At 53.3% G+C, this 8314-nt stretch carries 11 protein-coding genes; 7 read left to right on the top strand and 4 right to left on the bottom strand.

The annotated features are described in order from the left end of the window. The first annotated feature begins 7 nt into the window (after positions 1–7). The 3 genes from BOA8489_RS21140 (at position 8) to BOA8489_RS19520 (ending at position 1206) form a co-directional block, all read left to right on the top strand. Entirely contained in the window at positions 8–124 is a 117-nt protein-coding gene (locus tag BOA8489_RS21140) for an integrase core domain-containing protein (protein ID WP_370807386.1), read from the top strand. 126 nt (positions 125–250) lie between these two features. Beyond that, a complete protein-coding gene (locus BOA8489_RS20285) occupies positions 251–640 on the top strand; it encodes a c-type cytochrome (protein WP_141138348.1) in 390 nt (129 codons plus the stop codon). 167 nt (positions 641–807) lie between these two features. Next, entirely contained in the window at positions 808–1206 is a 399-nt protein-coding gene (locus tag BOA8489_RS19520) for a nuclear transport factor 2 family protein (RefSeq protein ID WP_093975990.1), read from the top strand. A 21-nt stretch (positions 1207–1227) separates the two neighbouring features. On the opposite strand, the gene BOA8489_RS19515 is transcribed toward BOA8489_RS19520, so the two are convergent. After that, on the bottom strand, positions 1228–2100 hold the full coding sequence (locus BOA8489_RS19515) for an NAD(P)-dependent oxidoreductase (RefSeq protein ID WP_176440387.1): 873 nt from the start codon (positions 2098–2100) through the stop codon (positions 1228–1230). A gap of 407 nt (positions 2101–2507) precedes the next feature. Between BOA8489_RS19515 and BOA8489_RS20280 the strand changes: the two genes are divergently transcribed. Beyond that, positions 2508–2768 carry a hypothetical protein gene (locus BOA8489_RS20280; RefSeq protein ID WP_141138347.1) on the top strand — a complete coding sequence of 87 codons (261 nt, stop codon included), beginning with the start codon at positions 2508–2510 and terminating at the stop codon, positions 2766–2768. A gap of 973 nt (positions 2769–3741) precedes the next feature. Then, on the top strand, positions 3742–4869 hold the full coding sequence (locus BOA8489_RS19500; protein WP_141138346.1) for a S8 family serine peptidase: 1128 nt from the start codon (positions 3742–3744) through the stop codon (positions 4867–4869). Positions 4870–4920: 51 nt separating this feature from the next. Here the strand turns inward: BOA8489_RS19500 and BOA8489_RS19495 are convergent, their stop codons facing one another. Continuing rightward, the gene (locus tag BOA8489_RS19495; RefSeq protein ID WP_093975985.1) at positions 4921–5403 is read right to left on the bottom strand and encodes a hypothetical protein; all 483 of its coding nucleotides are present in this window, start codon (positions 5401–5403) and stop codon (positions 4921–4923) included. 409 nt (positions 5404–5812) lie between these two features. On the opposite strand from BOA8489_RS19495, the gene BOA8489_RS19490 reads away from it, so the two are divergent. Next, the gene (locus BOA8489_RS19490; protein WP_093975984.1) at positions 5813–6958 is read left to right on the top strand and encodes an acyltransferase family protein; all 1146 of its coding nucleotides are present in this window, start codon (positions 5813–5815) and stop codon (positions 6956–6958) included. Between the two features lie 299 nt (positions 6959–7257). Next, the gene (locus tag BOA8489_RS19485; RefSeq protein WP_299751908.1) at positions 7258–7752 is read left to right on the top strand and encodes a GFA family protein; all 495 of its coding nucleotides are present in this window, start codon (positions 7258–7260) and stop codon (positions 7750–7752) included. 89 nt (positions 7753–7841) lie between these two features. On the opposite strand, the gene BOA8489_RS19480 is transcribed toward BOA8489_RS19485, so the two are convergent. After that, on the bottom strand, positions 7842–8213 hold the full coding sequence (locus BOA8489_RS19480; protein WP_141138345.1) for a hypothetical protein: 372 nt from the start codon (positions 8211–8213) through the stop codon (positions 7842–7844). Next, a complete protein-coding gene (locus BOA8489_RS21135) occupies positions 8191–8301 on the bottom strand; it encodes an integrase core domain-containing protein (RefSeq protein WP_370807277.1) in 111 nt (36 codons plus the stop codon). Before BOA8489_RS21135 ends, BOA8489_RS19480 begins: the two co-directional genes overlap by 23 nt. Positions 8302–8314: the final 13 nt, after the last annotated feature.

The following is an 8314-nucleotide window of genomic DNA, read 5'->3' as shown; positions in this document are numbered from 1 at the left end:
GGCACAGATCGTCATCAATCATTGGCTTAAGCAGTACAACCACACACGTCCGCACCAGGCTCTGAACATGCGACCACCAGTGCCAGAAACTCTAATCAGAAATGGCACAGAACTTGGGGGCTAGACACTCCTTGAAGAAGGCGCGGACGTCAACGCTGTCGGAAATGCACCTGGCGGCCTTCAAATAGGCAGAGGTCCGACCATAGCCTTACAGCTTGCAATTCGCTTTGAACGCGATGACATCACCGAGATGCTGCTTTCGGCTGGCGCAGGTCCTATTCCGCCTGAAGTTCCTGCCAACCTTTTGAAAATGGGTGATGTCAGCAAGGGGCGCGATCTGGCTTACGAGAATTGTGCGGCGTGTCACCGGATCGAGGCGTCCGACCCCAAGACTACTGGCGATATATTGCAGGGTCCCCCATTGTTCGGACTGATGGGCCGCCCGGTTGCGAGTATCCCAGAGTACGAATACTCTAAGAGTCTCGTTGAGTATGGAGGAGAATGGACACCTGAGCGTTTCTATCCATTCGCGCTTTATCCGACGCTGACGGTACCGGGCACACGCATGAATAGCTCCGAGCCTCGTACGCCTGAAATGATTGCTCACATATCAGCGTATTTCTTTTCCGCTGCACAGTAACTAATGACAGCTTGCGTCCCGCAAAGCATCATTGATGCAAGGTCCAGCGAAGGTCTGCTCTGAGCCCAAGGCTCGACAATTCGGAGTGCACATAAATCCTTAATTAATTTCGGCCGTCGATCCTTTTGGTATATTTAAGGCGCAGAACTTGAACTTCGGAGAGACGAATGACAACGGAAAGAGCCCGGCGGGTCGAATGGATGGCAAAAGAGCACGCGGCTGCTTGGAGCGAGGGGGCCTCTCAAAAAATTGCAGAGTTATTTGCAGAACATGGGACAATTTCCGTTAACGGTGGCGAACCGCATGTGGGACGCGCTGCAATTGGCGAAAACGCGAAAGAGTTGTTAGCGACCTTTCCTGGACTGGTCGTGCATTGCCGCGAAACACGTCACGCCGGAGATAGAGCCGTTTTCATTTGGACCCTCGAAGGCAATCACGCAGAAACTGGAAACTTTGTATCTCTAGCGGGCTGGCACGAGTGGGAACTCAACGATGATATGCAAGTAAAGCGTTGCTGCGGTTTCTTTGACGCCGGTGATCTCGAGCGTCAAATCAAAGGGAAATGACAGGCGATCAGCGTGGCTTTGTTAGTCAGCACGGTCTTGCGCCAACACTTCTATGATAGCTGTGAGCGCTTTGTCTTCATATCCGGCAGCCATACCTTTGTTGGCCATGTCCACAAACAATCGAGGCAACTCATCTCGGGCTCCAAGAGCCTCGAAGCTTGCAAGAACATCTTCAAGTGCTGCGGCATAAGTCTGCATTGTTGCTGGTGGGTCGTCGTAAGTTGCGTTTGGCACGGTTGCAGCAAAGTAGTCGTAATACGGTTTCATCATACCCATCGAGATAGGCACGAGATCAGAGAAGGCTTGCATCGAAATGCCCGCCTTCTTGCAAGCAATAGCACCGTAAATCATGCCCCACATGAAACCTTGGCGAACTGTGAATAACCCTGCAAAAAGCGCGGCCAGCATCCCCGCCTGATCGCCCACATGGACCGAACTGCCACCCATCGATGTGATTATCGGACTGTGTGAGGTCCATTGCTCCTCCGTACCGACAACAGAGAGCACAACATCTTCGTTACCGATCATGTGTGGGTAAGCATTGATAATACCAAACATCCACTCGGCCCCGGCGCCTTCTAAAAAGTGAGCCAAATCTTCGGCTTCTGTTGCCCCGCCCGTGGAGAGTTCGATGATCGTTTTGCCTGGCAGCGCGTTTGAAGCGTTCTGCAAAATGCCCATCGTTTGCGGATGCGACTTTACACAAGTTATCGTAACAGGACTCGCCGCGATAGCCTCGGACGCCGTCGCGGCGACGATTGCACCCTCAGCAACCAACGGCGTGGCTTTCTCAGGGCTACGGTTCCAAACCGTAACTGAACGGCCTGCCGCAATTTGCGCCCGAGCCAGAGCTGAGCCCATGGCTCCAAGGCCAATCACTGAAATATCTGTCATGCGTCTATCTCCTGGCAAATAGGGCATCGGCTCTTCCAAATGCCACGGCACTTCTCCTCTCGAACTCAGGTCGAAATGCCCTCATGAAAAGCCTAGTCGCCTCCAGACCAGATCTCCAAGACATTCTCTTGTCGCATTGCCCAAACGTGATGGATTTCTGCAATGGACGTTGACACATATTCGGGAGTCCCGATCGCTTTGCAGATGCAGCGAACGGCGGCTTTGTCCGCATAGCAGTCATTGGCGCTAGCTGCAGCGAATGGCTGCTCTGAGCCCAGAGCGGACCTTAATGTTGCAGCATTCACCACATGTCGATGTAATTTGGCCAACTAGAAAAATGGTCATTGAACCACACACTAGATCTGAGTTTCTATCAGGAAAACAAAACTAGAGAATACGAGGCAGACATGGCTAGACCAGATTCAGGATTTCCGGGGAACGCACTCGGAACGGGAAAAGCAGTTTTCACAGAGAACTTCCCCCCCACTGAGGTGCCGGTAGGTGTTCCGGTAGCGGAGGCCCCGCCGTCAGACGTTGGTGTGCCGCCAGTTGATCCAGCAACAGGCCTTCCGTTGCTACCGGTTGAAGCCGTTCTCGATACACTCAGCTCACCCAATGACTTTCCCGGCCAAGTTCCGGATGACATCTTGGACGATCTTCTTTTCTAACACGGCAACAGACTCAGAAGTGTAAACGCGCGGCGCCACTCAGTTTTAAGGACGCCACGTGTTCTTATTCCCCTGCCTAGCAGTCAAGAGCCGCGGCAGCCTGTGCCGCCACTTTGGAGCAAGCTGCTTCCAAGCCGTCGCCTGAAGCTCCATCAGAGTTCGACGCACCGCTATCCGAAACCCCGTTGGAATTACGCGAGCCCGCATCGGAAGCGCTTTCTGATGCGCTGGTTCCTGTATCTGCTCCACCTTGAGGTGCACTATCGGCGTTTCCGCTTCTGGCATCAGCTGCGGACGCGGCGGGTGTCGAGCTGTGATTGCCGGCGAACACGGGTCCACTCAGACTCAAGCCAATTATAAGCGCAGTCAAAACTGTCAGATTTTTCGAAGCCATTCTTGTTCTCCCATAAGAGTTATTAGAACTTCAACCAACCGGACAATACCAATGGCGAGCATGTCGTTCCTAATGCTAACTGGGCAACAGTCTGTTTCGCAGCGAGGCTAAGATAAACTTATCTACATCGCTTTGGCTACGCTCTTCGGTGGGTCGGCTATATCAGCTCATTACTATTGCAGTCTAAGCGTTGCGAACGTCAGGCCTTCTTCTATAATCGTCCGCGCGTGTAACGCGTAGAGAATTGCTGCCGAGATCCCAATGCCGCCGCGTCGCATGAAAAAACAATCCAACGGTGTGGCGAGATCTTATGTCCTGAGCGAAGATCAGAATTAGCCGCGCAACTTAACCGACCGTGTGGTCGCTCTGACTTGGAGCCATCGCGAGATACCGAATCTTGATTGAAGGGTGTCAAAGAACGCTTTGCCCCGAAACAACGCGCGGAAGCTCGATAGTATTGTTTCTAATTTCGCACCGAAGGCACCCAAAATCCTCCAGGATTCCCGCTTTTTAGGCGAGATTTTGACAAAGCTCACATTCTTGTTATCTTTTTTCGACCTGATTTGAAGGGGATTTTCTGTGAATATATTTAGCAAAGTCGTGCTGCCCATTTTCGTTGTCGGCCTTTTGGCTATGGCTCCTGATGTCGCAGATGCTCAAAGCTGCCGCGCAGAACCGAACCAAGATAAGTGTTCCAACGACGGTGGAGACGGTGGAACCAAAGGCAAGCCTGACAAGGGTGGCGACGATCCGGTAACTCTGATACCAACTTACTATACGTGGATGGACCCCGACGTCGCGAGCGCGTTCGATACCGCGGATACTTCCCTTGGGGGTGGAAGCGTTACTGGCGTCGGCACGCATTTGATCATTCTGGATAACTTTTCCGGCGATTCTATTACGGGCAATCTAGACGACACCACGCGGACGCAGACTCACGGAGAGTGGACATCGCTTCAGACACGCCTGGTTGCCCCGGGGGCGACATTCACCAACATCGATCAGCCTTCGGGCCGAGGACGAGACACCTCGGGCGTCATCAGCGATCGCTTCAGCGGATCGGGTTTGCAAGTTGTTAACCTAAGCTTTGCTTTGGTTGATCCAGCGGGCACAGAACTTTACGGCAACTACTCTCTGGGGAACACGCTCTGGGACTCGCTTGTCGCAGAGGCGGACAAAGGTACAGCTGTTTTCGTTAAGGCTGCCGGCAACGACGGAGGAGCAACGGTAACAAGCGACTTTGTTATACCCACCCTATTCGGCACTGCGACGTACCAGCCTTCGCTGGCGCGGTTGTTGCTCGGTTCGGAAAACGTGCTTTTCGTTGGTGCCCTCGAGGAGAATGGGACTGTCGCGAGCAAAGCGACACTTGCAGCTTATTCAACGCAAGCAGGTACTGACGCAGCCGGTCAGTATCTGGTGGTTGGTGTCGAGGCAGGCGATTATCAGAAGTACGTTGGCGGAGGAGGTTGCGACACGTCACTGGGAACCTGCCTTTTCGGCACGTCATTCGCCGCGCCAATTGTCTCGGGCTATGCAGCACTTATCGGTGATAAATTCAATACTGCAGCACCGGCCGATGTTGTTGATCAACTGTTGAAAACTGCACGCACAGACACGATTGCGGACTACTCAGAAAATGTCCATGGACAAGGTGAGGCGTGCCTGTTTTGCGCATTGTCACCGAACTCTATCCCTATCCCTTAAACCAACTGCAATCATGATAAATTCGGCCGGGTTATCCCGGCCGTTTTTCTGTCAGAACCTCAACTGATACCTGAGCGAGATACTCACCTGATCACTTGGCCTTTGATTGACCAGATAATCTAGCGTTTCCGATGGCGGCAATATTGAGTCTGCCATTCGACAATTCACTGTCTGCACGCCACCGATTGCACCGTAGTCAGCTGCACAGGTCCCCTCACGAAAGTACCCGCCGAGAACAGTTGTCACAGAAAGGGACAGCAGCTCATTGTCTCCGACGGGTGCGGTCGCAAGAAAGCCAAGCTTGAGACTTGGCTCAACATGGTACGAGTTGCCGCCCTCACCAGTTCCAAACCCCCAAATGATCCCGAAGTTTGCGTCCACAGGCGATAGCATTGTAACCCGCACATCCTGAAAATCGGTGCTGTAGTATCGGTTGAACGAATACCGCGACCCATCTGACAACCCGCCGGTTCGGTTCCGAAAGCTGGCGGCAATTGAGGACTGTCCGCTGCCGCCGATGCCAACGAGTCTCATGTCTTCCAAGAACGCTTGGGCGAAGGCGGGCTTTGAGGACAACAGGCAGACGGACAGGCACACCAACCGGAGGGTGGCGGGTAAAGTTCGCGGAGTATCATTCCGTATGCGTTTCGGCATTCGCGACGATCCATTCCGGTCTAAACCACAACTTACGTTTCCAATCTTGAGGGTTTTCTGTCAAGAGTGGGGCTTTTACGGGAAACCAGCGTGAAACCGTACAATTTCTGATATCTTTTAGACACGGGTCCGAAGCCCTCATTCTGATTAAGAACACGCCCCCCATATGTGTTGACCATCCAATACACTCAGTTGAGGCTGCAGATAACCAAGATTGTGGGGCGCCGAGTCTTCCGGCCGAGGCTATGTTTGGAACTGCCAACGCAATCTGCTCGCAGGAGAATGTGTAATGACTCGAAAGCATGAACTGGATTGGCTCCGAGTATTGTTGTTCGCTCTCCTCGTCCCGCATCATATCGCCGTCGGCTTCGTTGATTGGGGCGTCGATATCTACAGGTTTGTAAATAACAGTTTGGCCGGCGACGGGATGACGCTGTTCATCTATTGGAGTCACAGCTGGAGGCTCCCGTCGCTGTTTCTGATCGCGGGTATTGGAACTTGGTTTCTCACATCGAGAGGCGCGGGACCAAGATTTATGGGGCAGCGCCTGCTACGCCTCGGCATCCCACTATTATTCGGCACTTTATTCATCAATGTTTTTGGAGGCTATGCCATTGCACTGATGACCGGTGACATCTCGGGATTTCTGCCCTTCTTCTGGAGATGGATTACCGCGCCAGAGCCTGGACAAGTTCAACATCTCTGGTTCTTGGTGAATCTTAGCATCTATACCATGATGTGTTGGCCGATGTTCGCCTTTCGAGAGCGCATCACACAATGGATGCCACAGCCAGCTGTCTTGATCGCATTTCTGCTTCTATTGTCTGCAGTCGCCGTGGTGTCTCTGAAACCGTTCGCGCCAGCCCTTGCTGGCGATGACTACCAATTCGCCCTTTATTTTCTATTCTTTTCTGGTGGCTACTTGATTGGGGCCGACCATGAACGTTTGCTCGATTGGACGAGGCGAAATGTCTGGTGGTTACTGGCGGGCGCTGCAGTGTTTTTCGCCGCAAAGGTCGTACTTCTCACGATCGTTCTGCTTGATGACGTAGCCACAGGGCAGGCGCTCGCAGAAGGTGGTTGGGTTCCTGAAGGTTTGACACCTCCGAATGCAACTATCTTCTCCATCATCGAAGCCCTAACAGCATGGTTTTGGTGTCTCGCGGCATTGGGCCTCGCAGCACGGTACCTGACCAAAGGCACACCACTGCTTGACGAATTCAATCGTGCCGTCTTCCCGTTCTACGTACTGCACTTCCCTCTGACTTTGATTGGCCTCGCGATAGCAGCTCAAGCGCCTGCGCCTTGGTGGCTTGAGTTCTTTCTCTTGCTGATCTTTGTCTATGGCCTGACCTGGGGTCTCTGGCGCCTCATAGATCGACTAGGGCAAGCGTCTTACCTTATCGGCGGCAAGCCGAAGCCCCACGTGCACTAGTAATTCTGCCGGGGATAGCGGGCTGTATTTGAAGAGTTAGCCACCACGCCCGCGCATTTGTCGTTCTAGGATGCAGCTTGGCTGAGTTGAGGAGAGCGGTGAAAACAGTGATGCTATGGAAATTTGGCGGCCCGTGTCGATACGCACAAATGCTTAACGGCAGATTTGTCCGCAACTCGGTCATTGGTGCACGGTGCAGCGAATGGCGGCTTCGAGCCCGGAGTTACCGTTCAATTATGATCGCGTCACTGAACTCCGGGTGTGCTAGGAAGAAACATCTTTGGGTGATTTGAGAGGAAATGGATTTGTCGGATGGACACACTGGCCACTGCCTTTGCAGAAATGTGGCATACACCACCGGCAGCGAACCCCTCTGGGTGACGATCTGCTACTGCCGGTTCTGCCAGCGCGCCACCGGTTCGGACCGAATGATTGAACCGATTTTCGAACGCCAACACTTTGTGTTCACCGAAGGCAAGGCGTCGGTCTACACGCTCTCTTCGGAAGGTAGCGGAAAAGACGTAGACGTTCACTTCTGCTCCAGATGCGGAACCAAGCTTGCCCTGACATTCGAGCGCTGGCCAGATCGGTTGGGCATTTACATTGGCACCCTTGATGATCCGATTTCGATTTTGTCCTCGCCCGAAAACAGCAAACACATCTTTGTTTCCGAAGCACGCCCTGGCACTATCCTTCCAGCCGGTTTCAAGGTCTTTAACCGCCATGCCACCGAAAACGACGGGACTCCGATAGAACCGACTGTACATAAATCGCCGTATTTGGTCGGGTGCTGAACTGGTTCCATCTGCCCCGGCCTGATGTCTCCAATGTCCCGCATAGCAGTCATTGGCGCGCCAGACAGCGAACGTCCGCTTTTGGGTCGTTAATTGAGGAATTCATCTGCTGGGTCTTCTGCATCTTGGCCGATCCCGCTCGTAACCTTTGAGCGTGTGGTCGGTGTTCCGCCAAACGACGAAAGCTGGAGCCGGTATTCGTTCACAAGCGACACGGGCATGACTTCGTTCTTGTCCTCGACTTTCACCCGAAGTTTGCAAAGCGGGACCAAAGCCGCGCGGTCAGCCTTTGCGAGCCAGGGCCATTCATCTGCGAATGAGTGCCACGCCCGCACCTCGTTCTCGCTAAGATAGCTTGGCGGTGCGCCTAGCGGCCCTGTTGCCGGATCTGAACGTCCAGCGAACCTTTGCGGGTTCTTTTCGTGCTGTCCGGTTTGTCTAGCCCCCAAGTTCTGTGCCATTTCTGATTAGAGTTTCTGGCACTGGTGGTCGCATGTTCAGAGCCTGGTGCGGACGTGTGTGGTTGTACTGCTTAAGCCAATGATTGATGACGATCTGTGCC

Origin of the sequence: Boseongicola aestuarii (assembly GCF_900184815.1) — a bacterium.
GTDB lineage: Bacteria > Pseudomonadota > Alphaproteobacteria > Rhodobacterales > Rhodobacteraceae > Boseongicola > Boseongicola aestuarii.
This window is presented reverse-complemented; position numbering and strand designations above follow the sequence as displayed.